We start from the raw sequence: 20,862 nt of genomic DNA on the forward strand, positions 1-20,862 counted from the left end.
ATGCCCCTCCCCCCGACCTGCGGCCCGGCAGACCACGTGCACGACCTGGTGGGCATCGGATTCGGTCCCTCCAACCTGGCCCTGGCCATCGCGCTGCGCGAGCACGACGCGGCGGACGGGATCGACGCGGTGTTCTTCGAGAGGCAGCCGGCCTTCGGATGGCATCGGGGGATGCTCATCGAGGGCACCACCATGCAGGTGTCCTTCCTGAAGGACCTGGTGACGATGCGCAACCCGGCCAGCGAGTTCAGCTTCCTGCACTACCTCAAGGCGCGCGGCAGGCTGGCCGACTTCATCAACCACAAGACGATGTTCCCCTCGCGGGCGGAGTTCCACGACTACCTGGAGTGGGCCGCCGCGCGCTTCACCGACCAGGTCGAGTACGGCGCGGAGGTGGTCGCGGTCCGGCCGGTGCCCGGCGACGGGCCCGTGGAGGCCGTCGAGGTCGTGGTCCGGCGTGGCGGCGGCTCCGGCGAGCTGGTCACCCACCGCGCCCGCAACCTGGTGATCGCCGCCGGGCTGGAGCCGGTGCTGCCGCCGGGCGTGACGGCCGGCGAGCGCGTCTGGCACAGCCACGAACTGCTGCACCGGGCCGGCGGGCTGCGCGAGCCGAAGCGGCTGCTGGTGGTGGGGGCCGGGCAGAGCGCCGCCGAGGTCACCGAGTACCTGCACCGCACGTTCCCGTCGGCGGAGGTCTGCGCGATCTTCACCAAGTACGGCTACACGCCCGCCGACGACAGCTCGTTCGCCAACCGCATCTTCGACCCCGAGGCCGTGGACCACTTCTACGCCGCGCCCGAGGACGTCAAGCGGATGCTGCTCGACTACCACCACTCCACCAACTACTCGGTGGTGGACCTGGACCTCATCGACGAGCTGTACCGGCGCGCCTACCAGGAGAAGGTGACCGGGGCGCGGCGGCTGCGCATCCTCAACGTCTCCCGGATCGCCGAACTCGACGCCGGCCCCGCCGCCGTCCGCGCCACCGTGGAGTTCCTGCCGACCGGGGAGCGCACCACGCTGGAGGCCGACGCCCTGGTCTACGCCACCGGCTACCGCGTCGGTGACCCGGCCGCGCTGCTGGGCGAGGTGGGGGAGCACTGCCTGCGGCTGCCCGGCGGCGCGCTGAGCGTGGGGCGCGACTACCGGGTCGCCACCACCGACGACCTGCGCTGCGGCATCTACCTGCAGGGCGCTACCGAGCACACCCACGGCATCACCTCGACGCTGCTGTCCAACACCGCGATCCGGGTCGGTGAGATCGTCGAGTCCATCGCCGCCGCCAAGGCCGCGGCGCCGCCGTCCCCGTACGCGCTCAGCCCTCTTCGCTGACCCGCTGCGGGGCCGGGGAGGGCCCGTCGGGTCCCGGGTTCCGCGACAGCGGGCCCTCCGTCGGCACCCTGCTGCCGTCCTGCGCGACCGGCGCGGTCACCTGCGTGCGCAGGTACAGGCCGAGCACCGCCGTTACCATCGCGCCCGCCGTGGCGATCTGCTGCTGGCTGATGTCCCAGCCGAAGGAGACCATCAGCTGCAGCACCGCGGTGAGCAGCCCGGCCGCCGCCGGGATCACCTTGTCCTTGGCGACGACCCACGAGATGGCCAGGCCCATCGCCATGGTGGCGACGGCGTTGATGCCCGCCTGCTGGGCCTCGCTCAGATCCACCCCCCAGGCGACGAGGAACTGGACGGCGACGGCGACCAGGGCCAGCCATGCGGCCGGGTCCCTGCCGAAGATCTTCAAGGCGTACCTCCGGATGGCGCGGCGCCCGGCGCGAACGCGAGGCTTCGGGGGGTGCGGCCCGCGGGCCGCCTCGCTGTGGACATCGGCCGGCCGGCCGCGCCGTTACGCGCCGCAGGTCCTCGGCTTCAGGACGCGATGATGCGCTGGGCGCGGCCGAACAGCCCCAGCGTGATGGCGTGCAGCAGGTCGCCGGTCTCCCGGGGGGCCTTGCCCGCGCAGGCCCGCGCGTGCGTCCCCTCCAGCACGATGCCGAGCTTGAAGCAGGCCAGTACCGTGTACCAGCCGATGGAGTCCAGGTCGCGGCCCGCGGTCGCCTCCGGGCGCCCGGCGTAGGCGGCCACCAGCTCGGCGGGGGAGGGCAGCCCGCCCGCCAGCCCCAGCGGGCCGGCGATCTGCGCGGTCCCGTCGGCCTGGTCCGGCCAGGTGGCCAGCAGCCAGCCCAGGTCCAGCAGCGGATCGCCGATCGTGCACATCTCCCAGTCCACGATCGCCGCCACCCGCGGCCCGTCGTGGGCGAACATCAGGTTGGCCAGGTGGTAGTCGCCGTGCATGATCCCCGGACGCCAGGACAGCGGCCGGTGCCGTTCCAGCCAGTCGGCCACCTTCTCCAGGCCGGGGATGTCCGGGCCGGGGTAGCCGTCCAGCGCCGAGTAGGAGTCCAGCTCCGACATCCACCGGCTGACCTGGCGCTCCAGGAACCCCTCCGGCCTGCCGAAGTCGGCCAGCCCGACGGCCTCGTGGTCGACCGCGCCCAGCGCGGCCAGCGCACGTGCCGCGGCCAGGCCCATCTCGTGCCGGATGGCCGGGTCACCGGCGTGCGGCTCGGGCAGCTCGGTGGTGGCGTTGAACCCCTCGACCGGTGTCATCAGGTAGAACACCGCGCCGTGCATGACCTGCTCGTCCGGGCAGGCGGCGATGAGGCGCGGGGCGGGCACGTCGGTGCCGTCCAGCGCCGCCAGCACCCGCGCCTCCCGGCGCAGCACGTCGTTGGTGCGGGCCCGCAGGTGTCGGGGCCCGCGCCGCAGCACGTACGCCCGGCCGCCGCGCCGGAACCCGACCAGCACGTTCTGGGTGCCGCCGGCCAGCAGCCCGATGTCCTCCAGCGGCCCGCCGGGCAGGCCCTGCTCGTCCATCCACGCGGCCAGGGCCCCGAAGTCCACCACGTCCGGATTGATCTGCGCGCTCACATGCCGGAGAGTAACAGTGATGCGCTTGCATTAATGGTTGAGGCGGATAGATCATCGGTGGAACCCCCACCGAGGAGGCCGGCCATGGCTTGGGACTTCGAGACCGACCCCGACTACCAGAAGCTGCTCGACTGGGCCGACGCGTTCGTCCGCGACGAGGTCGAGCCGCTCGACCTGGTGCTCGGCGACCCCTACGACAAGGCGGACCCGCGCCACCGGGCGCTGGTGCGGCCCCTGCAGCAGCAGGTCAGGGACCGCGGGCTGTGGGCCTGCCACCTCGGCCCCGAACTCGGCGGCCAGGGGTACGGCCAGGTCAAGCTGGCACTGCTGAACGAGATCCTGGGCCGCTCCCGCTGGGCGCCGTCGGTGTTCGGCTGCCAGGCGCCCGACTCGGGCAACGCCGAGATCATCGCGCTGTTCGGCACCCCCGCGCAGCAGGAGCGCTACCTGCGGCCGCTGCTGGACGGGGAGATCTCCTCCTCGTACTCGATGACCGAGCCGCACGCCGGCGCCGACCCCACGCTGTTCACCACCCGCGCGGTCAGGGACGGCGACGAGTGGGTCATCAACGGGGAGAAGTGGTTCTCCTCCAACGCCAAGCACGCCGCCTTCATCATCGTGATGGCGGTGACCGACCCCGAGGTCAGCGCCTACGAGGGCATGTCGATGTTCATCGTGCCCGCCGGCACCCCCGGCCTGGAGATCGTCCGCAACGTCGGAGTCGGGCCCGGCCACGAGGGGCGGGAGGGCTCGCACGGCTACCTGCGCTACAACGACGTCCGGGTGCCCGCCGACCACCTGCTCGGCACGGAGGGCGGCGCGTTCGCCATCGCCCAGACCCGGCTGGGCGGCGGCCGCATCCACCACGCGATGCGCACGATCGCGCAGGTCCGCCGGGCCTTCGACATGATGTGCGAGCGGGCGGTCTCCCGGCAGACCCGCTGGGGGCCGCTGGCGAAGCTGCAGCTGACCCGGGAGAAGATCGCCGACAGCTGGATCGAGATCGAGCAGTTCCGGCTGCTGGTGCTGCGCACCGCCTGGCTGATCGACAAGCACCGGGACTACCGCAGGGTCCGCAAGGACATCGCCGCGGTGAAGGCGGCCATGCCCAAGGTGCTGCACGACGTCGTCCAGCGCGCCATGCACCTGCACGGGGCGCTCGGGGTGTCCAACGAGATGCCCTTCGCCGCCATGCTGCTGGGCGCCGAGGCGCTGGCCATCGCCGATGGCCCCACCGAGGTGCACAAGATCACCCTCGCCCGGCAACTGCTCAAGGAGTACGAGCCGGTGCCGGGCCTGTGGCCCACCGCCCACCTGCCCACCCGCCGCGCCGCCGCCCGCGAGCGCTACGCCGAGACCCTGGAAGAGGCCCTGGAACACGCGATCGGGAACCAGTGACCGACACCCGGACCCGCCTGCTGGAGGCCGCCGAGCGGCTCTACGCCGAACGCGGCATCGACGCGGTCAGCCTCCGTGAGATCAACCAGGCGGCCGGGGCCCGCAACGCCGTCGCCGTTCAGTATCACTTCAAGGACCGGGCCGGGGTGCTGCGGGCGATCATGGCCCGGCATCTGCCGGATGTGGATGCCCGTCGGCACGCGCTGCTGGACGCCTACGAGGCGGCGGGCGAACCGGACGTGCGGGCGCTGGCCGCCGCGCTGGTCCGCCCGCCGGCCGCCAAGCTCGCCGACCCGGACGGCGGCCGGCACTTCCTGCAGATCTGGGCGGAGCTGGTGAGCCGCCCGCAGGGTCCGCCGGGCCGCGTCCCGGCGGACCCGGGGGAGATCGGGGGCAGCCTGCACCGCTGGCGGGCGCTGGTGGAGCCGCTGCTGGCCGAGGACGCCGCCCGGCTGCACCGGCGCTACACCGCCATCCTGCACGCCGCGATCGAACTGGCCCGGCGGGCCCGGTCCGGTCCGCACTCCGACGACCGGCTGTTCACCAGCTACCTGATCGACGTGGTCACCGCGATCCTGGCCGCCCCGGTCTCGGCGGAGACCCGCCGGCTGGCCGCCGAACGCGACGCCGCCCGGACCCGGAAACGGGACTGACGACCCGTACCCGGCCACGGCGGGAACGCCTCCGCCCGCCGGCCGGACGGCGACCGCGGACGCCGGCCCGGCCGTGCGCGGCCGCCGGGTGACAGCAGACCACAAATAGAGAACTTCTCTAGAGAAGCTCTCTGGAATCCCCTACGCTCCCGTCATGAGCAACGCACGGACAGACCGACCGGACCGCTGCCCGACCGCCGTCGTGACGGGAGGCAACCGGGGCATCGGGTACGCCGTCGCGGCGCGGCTGCTCGACGAGGGCTGCGACGTCGTCCTGGTCTCCCGGGACCGCGAACGCGGCGAGGCCGCCCGGTCCCGCCTGGCCGCCGTGGGCAGTCCTCGGCTGGTCGTCGGCGACCTGTCCGGTGTCCGGACGATACGGGCGACCGCCGAGGCGCTGCGCGAGGCCTGCCCCCACATCGACGTGCTGATCCACAACGCCGGGCTGTGGCCGAGCCGCCGGGTGCTGGGCGAGGACGGGCTGGAGCAGGCGTTCGTCACCAACCACCTGGCGCCCTTCCTGCTCAACCTGGAACTGGAGGAACTGCTGGCGGCCTCGTCCGCCCGGGTCGTCCAGGTGAGCGCCGGGCTCTACGTCAAGGGGCGGGCCGATCCGGAGCGGACGCCCACCGGGCTGGACTTCCACCCCATGCGTACCTACGCCGACACCAAGTTGTGCAACCTGCTACTGGTCCCGCTGTTCGCCGAACGCTGGCAGGATGCCGGGGTGACCATCAACGCCCTGCACCCCGGCGTCATCCGCACCGGGCTGGGGGACCGCCGCGGTCCGCTGGGCTGGCTGCTCAAGGCCGTCAAGCTGACGTGGAAGAGCCCGGAGACCGGTGCCCGGCCCGTCGTGCGGCTGGCGCTGTCCGGCGAGACCGCCGGGCTGACCGGCCGCTACTTCCACCTGGAGGACGAGCACGCCCTGGAGCCCGTCGCCGCCGACCGGACGCTGGCACGGCGGCTGTGGGACCAGGCGGCCGGGCTCACCGGCGTGCCGCAGACGCCACCGCCCGTCCGCCACGACGTTCCCTGAGGCTGCCGGAGCATGTCGCCCAAGCACCGGCGGGGTGAGGCGACCGTCGACCGGGTGCTGACGGCCGCCCTCGACCTGTACGCGGCCCAGGGGCCCGACGCGCTGACGATGACCGCCCTGATCGCCGAGACCGGGGTCAGCAGCGGCAGCCTCTACCACCACTTCGGCAGCGTCGACGGCCTGGCCGCCGCGCTGTACGCCCGCTGCATGGCGGACCTGCTCGACGCGATCGCCGACGCGCTCGAGGACGCCCGCACGGCACGGGCGGGCGTCCAGGCCCTGGTCCGGGCCTACCTGGGGTTCGTTCGCGACAACCCTCCGGCGGCGCACTTCATCCACGCCTCGTCCTACGCCGGCTTCCTGCCCGCCCACGCCGCGCGCATCGCCGAGGCCAAGGCCCCGCGGATGGCGCGGATCGCCGCCTGGCTGCGCCCGCACGTGGCGGCCGGCCGGATCGTGGACCTGCCCGAGCCACTGCTGGAGATGCTGGTGATCGGGCCGGTGGCGGAGACCGCCCGCCGCCGGCTCGCCGGCGACCCCGGGATCGACCTGGCGCAGGCCGCCCGGCTGCTGCCCGAGCGGATCTGGCGCGCGGTCCGGGCCGACCCCGCGCCGCCGGTCGATCCCGTGGGCTGACCCTCCCGCCGGCCGGTCCGGCCGTCGGCCCCTTCCTTCGGCCGGCCCTGCGGAGTGACCCGCATCGCGTCGGGCTCATGGTCCGGGCGTCCGCCGGACGGGCCGCCATGCCGTGATGCGGGCGGGACGGATCCGTGGCCGCAGAAATTCGCCGGCTCCACTTCCGTACGTCCCCTGCATGGCCGATAGACCACCCGGACCCGGCACAGAACGCTGCGTCGACCGCCTTGTAGCGGAGTGTGCCGGGCGTTATCCTCAGGCCAATTCTTAGGAAACTTTCCTAAGAGATGTCTGTTCCTAGTGGTTCGGGGGCCGAGCTGACAGGAGGACCATGTTCCCGAAAGGGCCCATGACCAGCGGGCGGCGGGTGACGGCGGTGGCCGTCGCGGCGCTGCTGTCGACCGCCGGCGCGGTGGCGCTGGCACCCACGGCCTCCGCCGCCGCGGTGACCGCCTCGTGTACGAAGACCTCAGACTGGGGCACCGGCTTCGAGGGCCGGTGCACGGTGACCAACGGCACCACGGCCACGGTCAACGGCTGGAAGGTCGAGTTCGACCTGCCCTCGGGCACGTCCATCACCTCGTCCTGGGACGCCGTCCGCACCTCCTCCGGCGGCCACTACACCTTCACCAACGTCGGCTGGAACGGCACGCTGAACGCCGGGGCCACGGCGAGCTTCGGCTTCAACGGCTCCGGAGGCGGCCAGATCTCCGGCTGCCTGGTCAACGGCGCCGCCTGTGACGGGTCCGGCCCCGGCCCCGGCGGCGACACCCAGGCCCCGACCGCGCCGACCGGTCTGCGCTCCACCGGCAAGACCTCCTCCACCGTCTCCCTGGCCTGGACCGCCTCCACCGACAACGTCGGCGTCACCGGCTACGACGTCTACCGGGGCTCCACCAAGGCCGCGTCGGTCACCGGCACCCAGGCCACCGTCGACGGCCTGTCGGCCAACACCGCCTACACCTTCACGGTCAGAGCGCGAGACGCGGCGGGCAACACCTCGGCGGCCTCCAACGCGGTCAGCGTCACCACCGAGCCCGGCGGCTCGGGAGGCGGCGGCGACAAGGTCATCGGCTACTTCGCCCAGTGGGGCGTCTACCAGCGCAACTACCACGTCAAGAACATCGACACCAGCGGCTCGGCCGCCAAGCTCACCCACATCAACTACGCCTTCGGCAACGTCCAGAACGGCCAGTGCACCATCGGCGACAGCTACGCCGACTACGACCGCTTCTACAGCGCCGCCGAGAGCGTGGACGGCGTCGCCGACAGCTGGGACACCGGGGCGCTGCGCGGCAGCTTCAACCAGCTGCGCAAGCTCAAGAAGAAGTACCCGCACCTGAAGGTGCTATGGTCGTTCGGCGGCTGGACCTGGTCCGGCGGCTTCGGGCAGGCCGCGCAGAACCCGGCCGCGTTCGCCGAGTCCTGCTACAAGCTGGTGGAGGACCCGCGCTGGGCGGACGTCTTCGACGGCATCGACATCGACTGGGAGTACCCCAACGCCTGCGGCGCGACCTGCGACACCAGCGGCTTCGCCTCCTTCCGCACCCTGATGTCGGCGCTGCGCGCCCGGTTCGGCTCAGGCAACCTGGTCACCGCCGCGATCACCGCGGACGCCACCTCCGGCGGCAAGATCGACGCCGCCGACTACGGGGGAGCGGCCCAGTACGTGGACTGGTACCTGCCGATGACCTACGACTTCTTCGGCGCTTGGGCCGGCACCGGGCCGACCGCCCCGCACTCGCCGCTGAACTCCTACAACGGCATCCCCATCCAGGGCTACGACTCGGCCTCGGCCATCGCCAAGCTGCGGGCCAAGGGCGTCCCGGCGAGCAAGCTGCTGCTGGGCATCGGCTTCTACGGCCGCGGCTGGACGGGCGTGACGCAGAGCGCACCCGGTGGCAGCGCCACCGGCCCCGCGCCCGGCACCTACGAGCAGGGCATCGAGGACTACAAGGTGCTCAAGACCCGTTGCCCGGCCACCGGCACCGTGGGCGGCACCGCCTACGCCCACTGCGGCAACCAGTGGTGGAGCTACGACACCCCCGCCACCATCGGCGGGAAGATGGGCTACGCCAAGAACCAGGGTCTGGGCGGCGCCTTCTTCTGGGAGCTGAGCGGCGACACCACCGGCGGTGAGCAGATCACCGCGATCAGGAACGGCCTCGGCTGAGGCTCACCGGTCCGACCCGGGCCCCCGCGGCGCGGGGGTCCGGGCGAGGAGCGCGGAACCCGGGAGGGCGTCCCGCCCGACCGGGTTCCGTCATGTCCAGGTAGATCAATTTTTGATCGACTTTTCCGGGAGGGTTCTTTCTTGTAGCGTTCGAGCGCTTTCAGCATTACGCGCCGGTTAGGCGCACGCGGGCTCGGACGGAAGGGACGCCACCGGCGTGAGGACATGATCGTGCTCTCCATGTTCGTCGCGATGTTCGCGACGTGTCTCATCGTGACGGCACGCCGGCCCGCCAGACGGGAGGCACAGGCGTCCGCCAGGTACCCGGAGTCCATGACCGCGGTGCTCGAACCCGAGGCCGAGGAGTACCTGGCCTGGCTGGCCGACCGGCACTGGCCGGCCGACGAGTACCTGGACCTGGAGCGGGAGTGGCTGGCCGAACTCGACCCGGCCGACCTGCCCGCGGTGCGGCCCTGCCCGGGCTGCCGCCGCCATGACGAGGACGTGTGGCCGTGCCGGATGTGCGGCCTGCTGCTGCACTCCGGCTGCGGCCACGGGATGCGGCGGCGGCGGGTCGGCCGCCCCTACCAGACCCGCGACATGCAGGCCGAGGCGGTCATCGCCGAATGGATCTGCACCAACTGCTCGTCCGTCGTCGGCCTGGACCTCGACGAGAGCGCCGACGAGGGCTGACCTCTCCGGGACCCGTGCCGGAGCCCGGCGTCCACCGCCGGGCTCCGCGGGAGCGGAGAGCCCCGCAACGCCCGCCGTGCGGCAGGGCGTTGCGGGGCGGGACGGATCTCCTCGCGGTGACCCGTGCGGTCAGCGGTTGTGGCCCGGCAGGCCCTTGTCGAGCCCGGCGCGGCGCAGCGCGTCGGCGAGCGCGCCGCCGCCCTGCGAGCCCCCGCCCTGCCCGCGCGAGCCGCCCCGCGGCCCACCGCGGGATCCGCCGCGCCCACCGCCGCGGGGCTGCCCGCCGTCCCGGCGCCCCCCGTCGCGGCGCCCCTGCCCGGAGCGGTCGCGGCGCTCGGCCGGGTCATCGTTCAGCCGCAGTGTGAGCGAGATCCGCTTGCGCGGGATGTCCACGTCCAGCACCCGCACCTTGACGATGTCGCCGGGCTTGACCACGTCGCGCGGGTCGCTGACGAACGTCTTCGACATCGCCGAGATGTGCACCAGCCCGTCCTGGTGGACGCCGACGTCCACGAACGCCCCGAACGCCGCCACGTTGGTGACCACGCCCTCCAGCACCATCCCGGCCTTCAGGTCGGCCAGCGTCTCCACCCCGTCGGCGAACGCGGCGGTCTTGAACGCCGGGCGCGGGTCACGGCCCGGCTTTTCCAGCTCGGCCAGGATGTCGGTGACGGTCGGCAGCCCGAAGGTGTCGTCGACGAACTGCGCCGGCCGCAGCGACCGCAGCGCCTTGCCGTTGCCGATCAGCGCCCTGATGTCGGTGCCGGTCGCGTCCAGGATGCGGCGCACCACCGGGTAGGACTCCGGGTGCACGCTGGAGGCGTCCAGCGGGTTGTCACCGCCCTGGATGCGCAGGAAGCCGGCGCACTGCTCGAACGCCTTGGGGCCCAGCCGCGGCACTTCCCGCAGTGCCTGCCGGGTGCGGAACGGGCCGTTGGCCTCACGGTGCGCGACGATGCCGGCGGCCAGCCCCTCGCCGATGCCCGACACCCGGGTCAGCAGCGGCGCGGAGGCGGTGTTGACGTCCACCCCGACCGCGTTCACGCAGTCCTCCACCACCGCGTCCAGCGACCGCGACAGCTTGGTCTCCGACAGGTCGTGCTGGTACTGACCGACCCCGATGGACTTGGGGTCGATCTTGACCAGCTCGGCCAGCGGGTCCTGCAGCCGCCGGGCGATGGAGACCGCCCCGCGCAGCGACACGTCCAGGTCGGGCAGCTCGTGGGCGGCGTACTCGGAGGCCGAGTACACCGAGGCGCCCGCCTCCGACACCACGATCTTGGTGAGCGTGAGCTCCGGGTGCCGCTTGATCAGGTCGCCGGCCAGCTTGTCGGTCTCCCGCGAGGCGGTGCCGTTGCCGATCGCCACCAGCTCCACCCGGTGCTTGGCGGCCAGCCCGGCGAGCACCGCGATCGATTCGTCCCAGCGGCGGCGCGGCTCGTGCGGGTAGATGGTGGCGGTGTCGACCACCTTGCCGGTGGCGTCCACCACCGCGACCTTTACGCCGGTGCGCAGGCCCGGGTCCAGTCCCATCGTCGCGCGGGTGCCGGCCGGCGCGGCCAGCAGCAGGTCGCGCAGGTTGGCGGCGAACACCCGCACGGCCTCGTCCTCGGCCTCCTGGCGCAGCCGGGTCCGCAGGTCGATGCCCAGGTGCACCAGGATGCGGGTGCGCCAGGCCCAGCGCACCGTCTCGGCCAGCCACCGGTCGGCCGGCCGGCCCTGGTCGGCGACCCCGAAGGCGCCGGCGATCCGCCGTTCGTACCAGCTCGGGCCGGGCGCGGCCGCCGCGTCGTCGTCGGCCTCGGGCGACAGCTCCAGGTCGAGGATCTCCTCCTTCTCGCCGCGGAACATCGCCAGGACCCGGTGCGAGGGCAGCTTGGTGAACGGCTCGGAGAACTCGAAGTAGTCGGCGAACTTGGCGCCCGCCTCCTCTTTGCCCTCCCGTACCCGCGACACCATCCGACCCTGCGACCACATCCGCTCGCGCAGCGCCCCGATCAGGTCGGCGTCCTCGCCGAACCGCTCGACCAGGATGGCGCGGGCGCCCTCCAGCGCCGCCGCCGCGTCCGCCACCCCCTTGCCGGGGTCGACGAACACTTCGGCGGCGGCCTGCGGGTCCCGCGTCGGGTCGTTCAGCAGCCCGTCGGCCAGCGGCTCCAGCCCGGCTTCCCGCGCGATCTGCGCCTTGGTGCGCCGCTTGGGCTTGTAGGGCAGGTAGATGTCCTCCAGCCGGGCCTTGGAGTCGGCCTGCATGATCTGCTTCTCCAGGGCCTCGTCGAGCTTGCCCTGGGAGCGGATCGACTCCAGGATCGCGGTGCGCCGCTCCTCCAGCTCGCGCAGGTAGCGCAGCCGTTCCTCCAGCCGCCGCAGCTGGGTGTCGTCCAGCGCCCCGGTCGCCTCCTTGCGGTACCGGGCGATGAACGGCACCGTGGCGCCGCCGTCCAGCAGCTCCACGGCCACCTGGACCTGCCGTTCCCGCACGCCGAGCTCCTCGGCGATCCGCAGGTGCAGTGCGTTGCCGGGGCCGTTCCCCGCTCCCGTCTGGGACGTCTGAGACGTCTGGGACATCGTCACGATCTCGATCCGCCTTCTGTTCGGTCGTCGGCAGCAATTGTGCAGGTGTTCGACCCGCTTGTCGCGCCGATGCGCCCTGTCTTCCGGCCAGGTGAGCGGTGCCGTAGTGTCCTCCTATGGGCAAGCCGCTGGTGCTGCTGGACGTCGACGGAGTCCTCAACCCCTTCCAGCGACCGCACATCGGCTACCGCCGTCACCGGGTCGCCCCCAACGGCGTCCCCTTCAAGCTCTGGCTGAATCGCGGGCACGGGCCGATGCTGGTCGAGCTGGCCGCCTCCACTGGTGCCGAGCTGGCCTGGGCCAGCTACTGGTGTGACAGGGCCAACCAGTGGATCGCGCCGCGCATCGGGCTGCCCACGCTGCCGTTCGTGCCGATCCCCGACTTCCCCGGCACGGCCGAGGCGGTCTCGCTCGGCGCGTGGAAGGCCCGGCACGTGGCCGCCTGGGTGGGTGACCGGCCGTTCGTGTGGTTCGAGGACGAGCCGGACGCGGCCGAACGCCTGCTGGACCACCTCGCGGAGGGCTCGCACCTGCTGGTCCGCATCAACCCGCTGCAGGGCCTGCTCGACGGCCACCTGGACCGGGCCCGCGCCTGGCTCACCCGCCTGAACGCAGAGGACTGAGCCCCGGGGGCCCTACCGGCGTGTCCAGTCGGGCTGCAGGAAGTCGGCCACCCGGGCGGCGCGGCCCAGCAGCACGACCTCGCGGAACTGCCACAGCATCGCGCCGGTCGGGGCGTGGATCACCATCCGCGGGCCCAGCGTCATCTGCAGCAGCCGCCCGCCGTCCAGCTGTGGCACCCAGCGCACCGCGTCGTCGGCGGCCAGCCGCCGCAGGCCCACATGGTGCACCGAGTGCACCTCATCGGGGCTGGGACGCAGCGGCCCCGGATCGGCCGGCATCAGCACCAGCGGGGTGATGACGAACCCGGAGGCGGCGGGGAAGTCGTCCAGCCTGCCCAGCACGTCGGCGGGACCGGCGGACAGGCCGATCTCCTCGTGCAGCTCGCGCAGGGCAGCCTGCTCGGCGGTCTCGCCGGCGTCCACTCCGCCGCCCGGCAGACCCCACTGGCCGGCGTTGCGGCCCCGGGCGGCCCGCTTGATCACAATCACCGAGGGCGCGCCCTCGTGCTCCACCACGCACAGCGCGACGGCCGCCCGCCGCACGCCCGGCCCGCCGTCCAGCACGGTGTGGTCGTGGGCCGCCAGCCGTTCGCGGGCGAGATCGGTGAACGCGGTGAGGCTCGTCAGGGGGTCGTCGGGGGGACCGTCCAGGGGTTCGCTCATCCGCCGATCCTCTCAGCCCCTCCGCCCGGCCTCGCCGGGGGCTCCGGTGGCGCAGTCCCGCGCGTAGCGGGCCGGGGGAGTGCCCACCGTGGCGGTGAAGTCCCGCACGAAGTGGGCCTGGTCGGCGTAGCCGAGCTCGGCGGCGAGGGCGGCCCAGTCGACGCCGTCTCCGGCCGCGGCGCGCTCGGCCGCCTCCTGCATCCGGTAGCGGCCGATCACCCATTTGGGCCCGACCCCCACGTACTCGGCGAAGCGGCGCTGCAGCGACCGCGTCCCCACGCCCAGGTCGGCGGCCAGCCTGTCGACCCGGCTGATCGTGGGGTCGGCGGCGATCCGCCCGACGATCGCGGCGACCTCGGCGACGGCGGGGTCGGGCCGCTCGGGGACCCGCGCCAGCAGGAGGTCCTCCATCAGGGCGATCGCCTCGGCCTCCTCGGGCGCCGCGATGACCTTGTCGGCCACGACCCTGGCCTGCGGGCCGAAGATCTCCTCGACGGGCACGTACCGGCCGGTGAGGGCCGACACCGGCCCGTCCAGGAACGGGCGGAACCCGCCGGGCAGGAACCGTACCCCCACCACCCTGCCGTGCCCGGAGATGGTCTCGGTGAACACCCCCCGGACGATGCCGACGACCCGGGCGCGCCCGCCGGTCGTGAAGGTCATGTGCACCGACGGGTGGGTGAGCACCTGCTGGCTGTGCGGGGGCTGGCCGCGCAGGTCCCAGCGCAGGATCCAGTGATACTCGGCGTAGGGGGCCAGCTCGGAGGAGGGCGCCAGGCGATGCATCCGGAAGCGCCGCAGGGCGGTCGTGGCCCGCAGGATGCCCCTGGTCGAGTCCGGCACGCTCCCGGTCATGGGGCCCAGTGTCGCATTTCTTCAAGACCGCCCGAACCGGGCTTTCCTAAGGTGGACAGTCACGAGGATCGCGGACCCGCTCGGGCTGCGATCCTCATGGACTGATCCGGACGACACACCCAGGAGAGGCGATCATGGAACTCAGGCCCCTGATGGCACAGGCCGCCGAGGCGGCCGTCGCGGTCGTCGAGGGCATCGACGAGACCCGGCTCGGCGACCCCACCCCGTGCCCCGACTTCGACGTCCGCGCACTGGTGAACCACCTCATCAAGTGGACGAGCGGGCCCGGGGAGGCGGCCGCCCGCAAGACGCCGCCCCCCGACTCCGCGGACGGGGACACGGACCTGACCGCCGAGCCCGGCTGGGCGTCCCGGTACGCCGAGCGCGCCCGCCGTACCGGTGCCGCCTGGTCCGAGCCGGCGGCGTGGGAGGGAGTCACCGCCCTCACCCCGGCGGGACAGATGCCCGCCTCCTTCGTCGGCGGCATGATGTTCGCGGAGTTCCTGCTGCACGGCTGGGACCTGGCCGCGGCCACCGGCCAAAAGCCCGGCTTCGGGGACGAACTGGAGCAGGCGCTGTGGCGGCAGGTCCGGGAGATGGCCGACACGGCCCGCAAGTACGGCGCCTTCGGCCCGCAGGTGGAGGTCCCCGAGTCCGCGCCGCCGCTGGACCGTGCGTTGGGGCTGGCCGGACGCGACCCGCACTGGACACCCTGACCGGGTGACGATGCCGGGCCGGCGCCCGGGAAGCCCTAGGCTTGTGCCCATGTCGACGTCTTCGATCCGTGTACGCTTCGCACCCTCCCCGACCGGCATGTTCCATGTCGGCGGGGCCCGTTCCGCCCTGTTCAACTGGGTGATGGCCCGGCAGTCCGGGGGGACGCTGGTCCTGCGGATCGAGGACACCGACACCTCCCGCAACAAGCCCGAGTGGACCGAGGGCATCATCCGGGCGCTGGCCTGGCTGGGCATCGACGCCGACGAGTACGAGGGCCCCTACTTCCAGTCGGCCAACCTCGAGGCGCATCAGCAGGCGCTGCACACCATCCTGGAGCAGGGCCGCGCCTACTACTGCGACTGCACCCGCGAGGACGTGATCGCCCGCACCGGCGACTCCAACAAGGGCTACGACGGGTACTGCCGCGACCGTGGCCTCGGCCCCGGCGACGGCCGCGCCGTCCGCTTCCGCACCCCCGACGAGGGGCAGACCACGGTGGTCGACCTGATCCGCGGCAAGCCGACGTTCGAGAACCGGGTGCTGGAGGACTTCGTCATCGCCCGCTCCAACGGGTCGGTGCCGTTCCTGCTGGCCAACGCGGTGGACGACATCGCCCAGGGCATCACCCACGTGGTCCGCGGCGAGGAGCACCTGTCCAACGCCCCCAAGCAGCAGCTGCTGTGGGAGGCGCTCGGGCACGAGCCGCCGGTCTGGGCGCACGTCCCGGTGATCGTGAACGAGAAGCGGCAGAAGCTGTCCAAGCGCCGCGACAAGGTGGCCCTGGAGGACTACCAGGCCGAGGGCTTCCTGGCCGAGGCGATGCGCAACTACCTGATGCTGCTGGGCTGGGCGCCGTCGGGGGACCGCGAGGTGGTGCCCTGGGAGGTCATCGAGCGCGAGTTCCGCATCGAGGACGTCAACGCATCCCCGGCCTTCTTCGACGTCAAAAAGCTGCGGGCGATCAACGGCGACTACATCCGGGCGCTGCCGGCCGCCGACTTCGTCGCCGCCTGCCTGCCGTTCCTGGAGCGGGCGCCCTTCGAGGCGGACATGGGAGTGTTCGCCCAACTGGCGGAGCTGGCCCAGACCCGGGTGGCGGTGCTGTCGGAGATCGTGACGATGGTGGACTTCGCGTTCCTGGACGAGCCGGTCTTCGACGAGGCGTCCTGGAACAAGGCCATGAAGGAGCCCGCCGCCGAGATCCTCGCCGCCGCCGAGGATGCCTACCGCGACGCCCCCTGGAACACCGAGGAGCTGAAGACCCGGCTGGAGCAGGTCGGCGCCGGGTTCGGCCTCAAGCTCGGCAAGACCCAGGCCCCCGTCCGGGTGGCCGTCACCGGCCGCACGGTCGGGCTCCCGCTGTTCGAGTCGCTGGAGGTCCTCGGGCGGGACACCACGCTGGCCCGGATCGCCGCCGCCCGGACCCGCCTCACCGGCTGACCGCCGACCCGCCGTCGCGGCACGCGCCCGGTCCCGATCGCCGGACGATGATCGAGACGGGCGCGTGCCCGGACGATCGTCATACGGCCGCAAGCGCCCAGCGCACGGCGCGGACGGCCGGGCGGCTTGCAGGCGCGGTCAGCGGCGGAAGGTGATGCCGCCGGGGTAGTGGCCCGAGGCGCAGGTGTAGCGCAGCCGTCCCGGGGCGGGGGAGCCCAGCGGGATCCTGGTCTCGCCCGTCACCGGCAGCATGCGCTCCAGGTCCCGCCCTGGGATCACGAACGCCCTGGTGCAGCCCCGCGTCTCCCTGGTCCGCACGACCAGCACCGTGGGGAGCCCGGACCGCGCCACGATCGCCGAGGGCCGGTATCCGCGGTCCAGCGCCCACACCGTGATCGTCTGCACGCCCGCGCCGTCGGTCCGTACGAACTCCGCCGACCCCTCCGCCACGGCGCGCGCCTGGCCGGGGGAGGGCAGCCAGCCGCCCAGCCGCAGCCCCGACATCAGCGTCCACCCGGCCACCACCAGCACCACGGCACCGGCCACGGCGCCCAGGCCGCCGCCCAGCGCGCCCAGCCCCCGCCCCAGCGCCATCCCCAGCAGCGCGAACACCGGAGCGGTGCCCAGCACGAACCCGGCCATCACCGCCGCGCCGCCCAGGGCCGAGCGGGAACCGACCGCCAGCAGTTCGGCCGACAGGGTCAGCCCGCACGGCACCAGCACCGTGAAGGCCCCCAGCGCCACCGGCCGCCGCAACCGCCCGAAGGCTCCCGGCGAGCGCGCCGCCCCGGGATTTCCCACGACTCCAGGCCCCCTACCGGCCGGCGGTGCGGCGCAGTGCCCGGACTGGCCCTCCCGCCGCAGCAGCCGCCGCGCGGCTGGGACGCCGAGCAGGTCCAGGGCGAACACCGTCAGCAGCACACCCGCTGCCACCAGCAGCGCGGCGCGGACCCGGGGACCGGGCGCCACCGCCGCCCCCACCGCGCCCAGCAGCGCCCCCAGCACGGTGTGCGCGGCCAGCTTGGCGGTCAGGAACGCGATGACCGGCAGCAGCGGCCGGCCGGCCTCCCGCACCGCCCCGGTCAGCAGCCCGAACTGGACGGACGCGCACGAGGCGGCCCCGGCGAGCAGGCCCGTGCCCGCCCCGGCGGCGAAGAGCGCCACCGTCCCGCCGCCCGCAGAGCCCGCCATGCGCCCACCTCCGCAGCGGAACCCTGCCCGGTGCCCAAGACGGACAAGCGTGGCCGAACGGTCAGTTCTCCGAAGCTCCCGTACGCCCGGTGGCCGGATGCCGGGAATCGGACAGCCCGTCCAGCGCGGCGCGCAGGTCGGCGACCCGCCGGGCCAGCTCCTCCACCGTCGGCCGCAGCGTCGACGGCGACTGCTGCAGCACCGCGCCGACCTGCTCCTCGATCCCGGCCAGCCCGGCCGACAGCTCGGCCGGCGGCGGCCCCGGCTCGGTGGACCCGGTCCGTGCGCGCAGCAGGGCCGCCTGGTCGCGCAGCAGGGCCGCCTGGTCGCGCAACTGCCGGTTCTTGCGGTGCAACTCCACGAACACCGACACCTTGGCGCGCAACACCCACGGGTCGAACGGCTTGGCGATGAAGTCGACCGCACCGGCGGCGTAACCGCGGAAGGCGTAGTCCGGGTCGCTGTTGACCGCGGTCAGGAAGATGATCGGCACATCCCGGGTCTTCTTGCGCCGCTTGATGTCGCGGGCGGTCTCGAACCCGTCCATGCCCGGCATCACCACATCCAGCAGGATCACCGCGTACTCGTCGGTGAGCAGCGCCTTGAGCGCCTCCTCGCCGCTGCGGGCGCGCACCAGGTCCTGGTCCAGTGAGCTGAGGATCGCCTCCAACGCGACGAGGTTCTCCTCACGGTCGTCCACAAGAAGGATCTTCGCCTTGTCGTCCACGCCTGGTGTCTCCTGATCATGATCGTGCGCCCTGACCGTCCGCCGTCCGCCGGCCGGGCGCGGGGCGCCCGGCCGGCCGTTCAGCGCACCGTGGCGCGCTGCAGCCAGGTTCGCATGAGGTCCAGCAGATGATCCACATCCACCGGCTTGGGCACGTAGTCGGACGCCCCGGAGGCCAGGCTCTTCTCCCGGTCGCCCTTCATGACCTTCGCCGTGATGACGATGATCGGCAGGTCGGTGAACTGCGGCATGCCGCGGATCGCCTCGGTGGTGGCGTACCCGTCCAGGCCCGGCATCATGACGTCCATGAGCACCAGGGCCACGTCCGGGTTGCGCTGCAGCAGGTCGATGCCGGCCTGGCCGTCCTCGGCGTACAGCACGTCCATCCCGTAGCCCTCCAGCACGCTGGTCAGCGCGAAGACGTTGCGCACGTCGTCGTCGACGATCAGCACCTTGCGCCCGGACAGCACGGCGTCCAGATGGTCGGCCGGAGGCTCTTCCAGGAACTCCGCCAGCGCCGGACCGGCCGCCGCCTCCGGGGCCGGGCGCCCCGAAGAGACCGGCGGCTCGACCTCCGCCGGCGGTGGCGGGGAACCGGCCCCCTGGTATTGCGCCGGCAGATAGAGGGTGAACCGGCTGCCGCGCCCGAGCTGACTCCTGGCGTGGATCTCCCCGCCCAGCAGATGGGCGATGTTGCGGCTGATCGACAGACCCAGGCCGGTGCCGCCGTAGCGCCGGCTGGTGGTGCCGTCCGCCTGCTGGAACGCCTCGAAGATCACCTGCAGCTTGTCCTCGCTGATGCCGATCCCGGTGTCGCTGACCTCGAAACCGATCACCAGCGGCGCCTCCCGCAGCCCCGGCGCGCTGAACTCCTCGTCATTGCCGGCGGGCGCGATCGTCAGCTTGACCTCGCCCTCGGAAGTGAACTTGACCGCGTTCGACAGCAGGTTGCGCAGCACCTGCTGCAGCCGCTGCTCGTCGGCGTACAGCAGCCCGGGGACGTCGGGCGCCACCTCGATCCCGAACGCCAGGCCCTTGTCGACCGCCATCGGCCGGAACGTGGCGTCCACGTAGTCGACCAGCTTGGTGAACGCCAGCGGCTGCGGATGCACCTCCATTTTGCCGGCCTCCACCTTCGACAGGTCGAGGATGTCGTTGATGAGCTGCAGCAGGTCGGTGCCCGAGTCGTGGATGGTCCGGGCGAACTCCACCTGCTTGGCCGACAGGTTCCCCTCGGGATTCTCCGACAGCAGCTTGGCCAGCACCAGCAGGCTGTTGAGCGGGGTGCGCAGCTCGTGCGACATGTTCGCCAGGAACTCCGACTTGTACCGCGACGACAGCGCCAGCTGCTCGGCCCGCTCCTCCAGGGTGCGGCGGGCCTGCTCGATCTGGAAGTTCTGGATCTCGATCGCCCGGTTCTGCTTGGCCAGCAGCGCCGCCTTGTCCTCCAGCTCGGCGTTGGAACGGCGCAGCTCGGCCTGCTGGCGCTGCAGCTCGTCGGAACGTTCCTGGAGCTCCTGGGCCAGCCGCTGGGACTCGGTCAGCAGCGCCTCGGTGCGCGAGTTGGCGCTGATCGCGTTGATGGTGACCCCGAGGGTCTCGGCGAACTGATCGAAGAAGGCCAGATGGGTGGCGGTGAATCCGCCGAAGGAGGCCAGCTCGATCGCCCCCAGCACCTGATCCTCGAACAGCACCGGCAGCACGATGACGTGGGTGGCCGACGCCTGGCCCAGCCCCGACCGGATCGTGACATAACCGGGCGGCGCGTTGTCGATCAGGATCATGCGCCGCTCCAGGGCGGCCTGCCCGACCAGGCCCTCGCCGAGCCGGAAGGACGTCCCGTCCGGCGTGGGCCGCACCCCGTACCCGGCGATGAGCGCCAGCTCGGTCTCCCCGTCGCCGTTCGGCCGGGCCAGGTAGAACGCGCCGTAGTCGGCCGAGGCGGTCGGGGTCAGCTCGCTCATGATGAGCTGCGCCATCTGCGTCATGTCACGGTGGCCCTGCAGCAGCCCGCCGATGCGGGCCAGGTTGGACTTCAGCCAGTCCTGCTCCTGGTTGGCGTGCGTGGTCTCGCGCAGCGTCGCCACCATCAGGTTGACGTTGTCCTTCAGCTCGGCCACCTCGCCGGCGGCCTCCACCGTGATCTCGCGGCTCAGGTCGCCGCTGGCGACCGCGCTGGTGACCTCGGCGATCGCGCGCACCTGGGTGGTCAGGTTGGAGGCCAGCTCGTTGACGTTCTCGGTCAGCCGCTTCCAGGTGCCGTAGACACCCTCGACCTTGGCCTGCCCGCCGAGCCGCCCCTCGCTGCCCACTTCCCGCGCCACCCGGGTGACCTCCGAGGAGAACGCCGACAGCGTGTCCACCATCGTGTTGATCGTCGTCTTCAGCTCCAGGATCTCCCCGCGCGCGTCGACGTCGATCTTCTTGGTCAGATCCCCGTGCGCCACCGCCGTGGTGACCTGGGCGATGTTGCGGACCTGGTAGGTGAGGTTGGAGGCCATGCCGTTGACGTTGTTGGTCAGGTCCTTCCAGACTCCCGACACGCCGCGCAC

General features: G+C 72.6%; 18 protein-coding genes. 10 read left to right on the forward strand and 8 right to left on the reverse strand.

Annotated features, from left to right (window positions below; translation table 11 throughout):
- Nucleotides 1–1,332: a lysine N(6)-hydroxylase/L-ornithine N(5)-oxygenase family protein gene (locus C4U03_RS37035; protein WP_103944469.1), complete on the forward strand. Its 1,332-nt coding sequence runs from the start codon at nt 1–3 to the stop codon at nt 1,330–1,332.
- Here the strand turns inward: C4U03_RS37035 and C4U03_RS37040 are convergent.
- Together C4U03_RS37040 and C4U03_RS37045 are read right to left on the reverse strand one after the other, a co-directional pair.
- Nucleotides 1,316–1,741 (reverse strand): hypothetical protein, encoded by a 426-nt coding sequence (locus C4U03_RS37040; protein ID WP_103944470.1) that lies wholly within the window; start codon nt 1,739–1,741, stop codon nt 1,316–1,318. The genes C4U03_RS37035 and C4U03_RS37040 overlap by 17 nt on opposite strands.
- 125 nt (nt 1,742–1,866) lie before the next feature.
- A complete protein-coding gene (locus tag C4U03_RS37045) occupies nt 1,867–2,928 on the reverse strand; it encodes a phosphotransferase family protein (protein ID WP_235018366.1) in 1,062 nt (353 codons plus the stop codon).
- Nucleotides 2,929–3,012: 84 nt separating this feature from the next.
- Between C4U03_RS37045 and C4U03_RS37050 the strand changes: the two genes are divergently transcribed.
- The 6 genes from C4U03_RS37050 to C4U03_RS37075 all read left to right on the forward strand — a co-directional run bounded on the left by C4U03_RS37050 (nt 3,013) and on the right by C4U03_RS37075 (nt 9,520).
- On the forward strand, nt 3,013–4,326 hold the full coding sequence (locus C4U03_RS37050) for an acyl-CoA dehydrogenase family protein (protein ID WP_103944471.1): 1,314 nt from the start codon (nt 3,013–3,015) through the stop codon (nt 4,324–4,326).
- Nucleotides 4,323–4,979 (forward strand): helix-turn-helix domain-containing protein, encoded by a 657-nt coding sequence (locus C4U03_RS37055; RefSeq protein ID WP_103944472.1) that lies wholly within the window; start codon nt 4,323–4,325, stop codon nt 4,977–4,979. Before C4U03_RS37050 ends, C4U03_RS37055 begins: the two co-directional genes overlap by 4 nt.
- A 154-nt stretch (nt 4,980–5,133) precedes the next feature.
- Nucleotides 5,134–6,018, forward strand: a complete 885-nt coding sequence (locus C4U03_RS37060; protein ID WP_103944473.1) for an SDR family NAD(P)-dependent oxidoreductase — start codon at nt 5,134–5,136, stop codon at nt 6,016–6,018.
- Between the two features lie 12 nt (nt 6,019–6,030).
- Entirely contained in the window at nt 6,031–6,654 is a 624-nt protein-coding gene (locus C4U03_RS37065) for a TetR/AcrR family transcriptional regulator (protein ID WP_103944474.1), read from the forward strand.
- A gap of 331 nt (nt 6,655–6,985) precedes the next feature.
- Entirely contained in the window at nt 6,986–8,827 is a 1,842-nt protein-coding gene (locus C4U03_RS37070; RefSeq protein ID WP_103944475.1) for a glycosyl hydrolase family 18 protein, read from the forward strand.
- A 225-nt stretch (nt 8,828–9,052) separates the two neighbouring features.
- Nucleotides 9,053–9,520, forward strand: a complete 468-nt coding sequence (locus C4U03_RS37075) for a hypothetical protein (protein ID WP_103944476.1) — start codon at nt 9,053–9,055, stop codon at nt 9,518–9,520.
- Between the two features lie 129 nt (nt 9,521–9,649).
- On the opposite strand, the gene C4U03_RS37080 is transcribed toward C4U03_RS37075, so the two are convergent.
- Complete coding sequence (locus tag C4U03_RS37080) at nt 9,650–12,088, reverse strand: Tex family protein (protein WP_103944477.1); 2,439 nt, start codon at nt 12,086–12,088, stop codon at nt 9,650–9,652.
- A 122-nt stretch (nt 12,089–12,210) separates the two neighbouring features.
- On the opposite strand from C4U03_RS37080, the gene C4U03_RS37085 reads away from it, so the two are divergent.
- A complete protein-coding gene (locus C4U03_RS37085; RefSeq protein WP_103944478.1) occupies nt 12,211–12,717 on the forward strand; it encodes an HAD domain-containing protein in 507 nt (168 codons plus the stop codon).
- A gap of 12 nt (nt 12,718–12,729) precedes the next feature.
- Here C4U03_RS37085 and C4U03_RS37090 read toward each other — a convergent pair whose 3' ends face one another.
- Together C4U03_RS37090 and C4U03_RS37095 are read right to left on the reverse strand one after the other, a co-directional pair.
- A complete protein-coding gene (locus C4U03_RS37090; RefSeq protein ID WP_103944479.1) occupies nt 12,730–13,380 on the reverse strand; it encodes an NUDIX hydrolase in 651 nt (216 codons plus the stop codon).
- Between the two features lie 12 nt (nt 13,381–13,392).
- Complete coding sequence (locus C4U03_RS37095; RefSeq protein ID WP_103944480.1) at nt 13,393–14,235, reverse strand: helix-turn-helix domain-containing protein; 843 nt, start codon at nt 14,233–14,235, stop codon at nt 13,393–13,395.
- 134 nt (nt 14,236–14,369) lie between these two features.
- Between C4U03_RS37095 and C4U03_RS37100 the strand changes: the two genes are divergently transcribed.
- On the forward strand, nt 14,370–14,951 hold the full coding sequence (locus C4U03_RS37100) for a TIGR03086 family metal-binding protein (protein ID WP_200827721.1): 582 nt from the start codon (nt 14,370–14,372) through the stop codon (nt 14,949–14,951).
- 49 nt (nt 14,952–15,000) lie between these two features.
- Nucleotides 15,001–16,392: a glutamate--tRNA ligase gene (gene gltX, locus C4U03_RS37105; RefSeq protein ID WP_103944481.1), complete on the forward strand. Its 1,392-nt coding sequence runs from the start codon at nt 15,001–15,003 to the stop codon at nt 16,390–16,392.
- A 138-nt stretch (nt 16,393–16,530) separates the two neighbouring features.
- Here gltX and C4U03_RS37110 read toward each other — a convergent pair whose 3' ends face one another.
- The 3 genes from C4U03_RS37110 to C4U03_RS37120 all read right to left on the reverse strand — a co-directional run.
- Nucleotides 16,531–17,583, reverse strand: a complete 1,053-nt coding sequence (locus tag C4U03_RS37110) for a sulfite exporter TauE/SafE family protein (protein WP_103944482.1) — start codon at nt 17,581–17,583, stop codon at nt 16,531–16,533.
- A 61-nt stretch (nt 17,584–17,644) separates the two neighbouring features.
- A complete protein-coding gene (locus C4U03_RS37115; RefSeq protein WP_103944483.1) occupies nt 17,645–18,310 on the reverse strand; it encodes a response regulator in 666 nt (221 codons plus the stop codon).
- A gap of 80 nt (nt 18,311–18,390) precedes the next feature.
- The coding region (locus C4U03_RS37120; protein ID WP_146087665.1) for a hybrid sensor histidine kinase/response regulator at nt 18,391–20,862 on the reverse strand (2,472 nt) is incomplete at its 5' end.

It is taken from the genome of Thermomonospora echinospora (genome assembly GCF_900108175.1).
In the GTDB taxonomy this organism is placed as follows: domain Bacteria; phylum Actinomycetota; class Actinomycetes; order Streptosporangiales; family Streptosporangiaceae; genus Thermomonospora; species Thermomonospora echinospora.

Bases quoted from the DNA above. Each gene is read 5' to 3' on its own strand.
- C4U03_RS37065 (WP_103944474.1), top strand. From the start codon at position 6,031: ATGTCGCCCAAGCACCGGCGGGGTGAGGCGACCGTCGACCGGGTGCTG.
- C4U03_RS37070 (WP_103944475.1), top strand. From the start codon at position 6,986: ATGTTCCCGAAAGGGCCCATGACCAGCGGGCGGCGGGTGACGGCGGTG.
- C4U03_RS37110 (WP_103944482.1), bottom strand. From the start codon at position 17,583: ATGGCGGGCTCTGCGGGCGGCGGGACGGTGGCGCTCTTCGCCGCCGGG.
- C4U03_RS37095 (WP_103944480.1), bottom strand. From the start codon at position 14,235: ATGACCGGGAGCGTGCCGGACTCGACCAGGGGCATCCTGCGGGCCACG.
- C4U03_RS37050 (WP_103944471.1), top strand. From the start codon at position 3,013: ATGGCTTGGGACTTCGAGACCGACCCCGACTACCAGAAGCTGCTCGAC.
- C4U03_RS37060 (WP_103944473.1), top strand. From the start codon at position 5,134: ATGAGCAACGCACGGACAGACCGACCGGACCGCTGCCCGACCGCCGTC.
- C4U03_RS37075 (WP_103944476.1), top strand. From the start codon at position 9,053: ATGATCGTGCTCTCCATGTTCGTCGCGATGTTCGCGACGTGTCTCATC.
- C4U03_RS37100 (WP_200827721.1), top strand. From the start codon at position 14,370: ATGGAACTCAGGCCCCTGATGGCACAGGCCGCCGAGGCGGCCGTCGCG.
- C4U03_RS37080 (WP_103944477.1), bottom strand. From the start codon at position 12,088: ATGTCCCAGACGTCTCAGACGTCCCAGACGGGAGCGGGGAACGGCCCC.
- C4U03_RS37090 (WP_103944479.1), bottom strand. From the start codon at position 13,380: ATGAGCGAACCCCTGGACGGTCCCCCCGACGACCCCCTGACGAGCCTC.
- C4U03_RS37085 (WP_103944478.1), top strand. From the start codon at position 12,211: ATGGGCAAGCCGCTGGTGCTGCTGGACGTCGACGGAGTCCTCAACCCC.
- C4U03_RS37035 (WP_103944469.1), top strand. From the start codon at position 1: ATGCCCCTCCCCCCGACCTGCGGCCCGGCAGACCACGTGCACGACCTG.
- gltX (WP_103944481.1), top strand. From the start codon at position 15,001: ATGTCGACGTCTTCGATCCGTGTACGCTTCGCACCCTCCCCGACCGGC.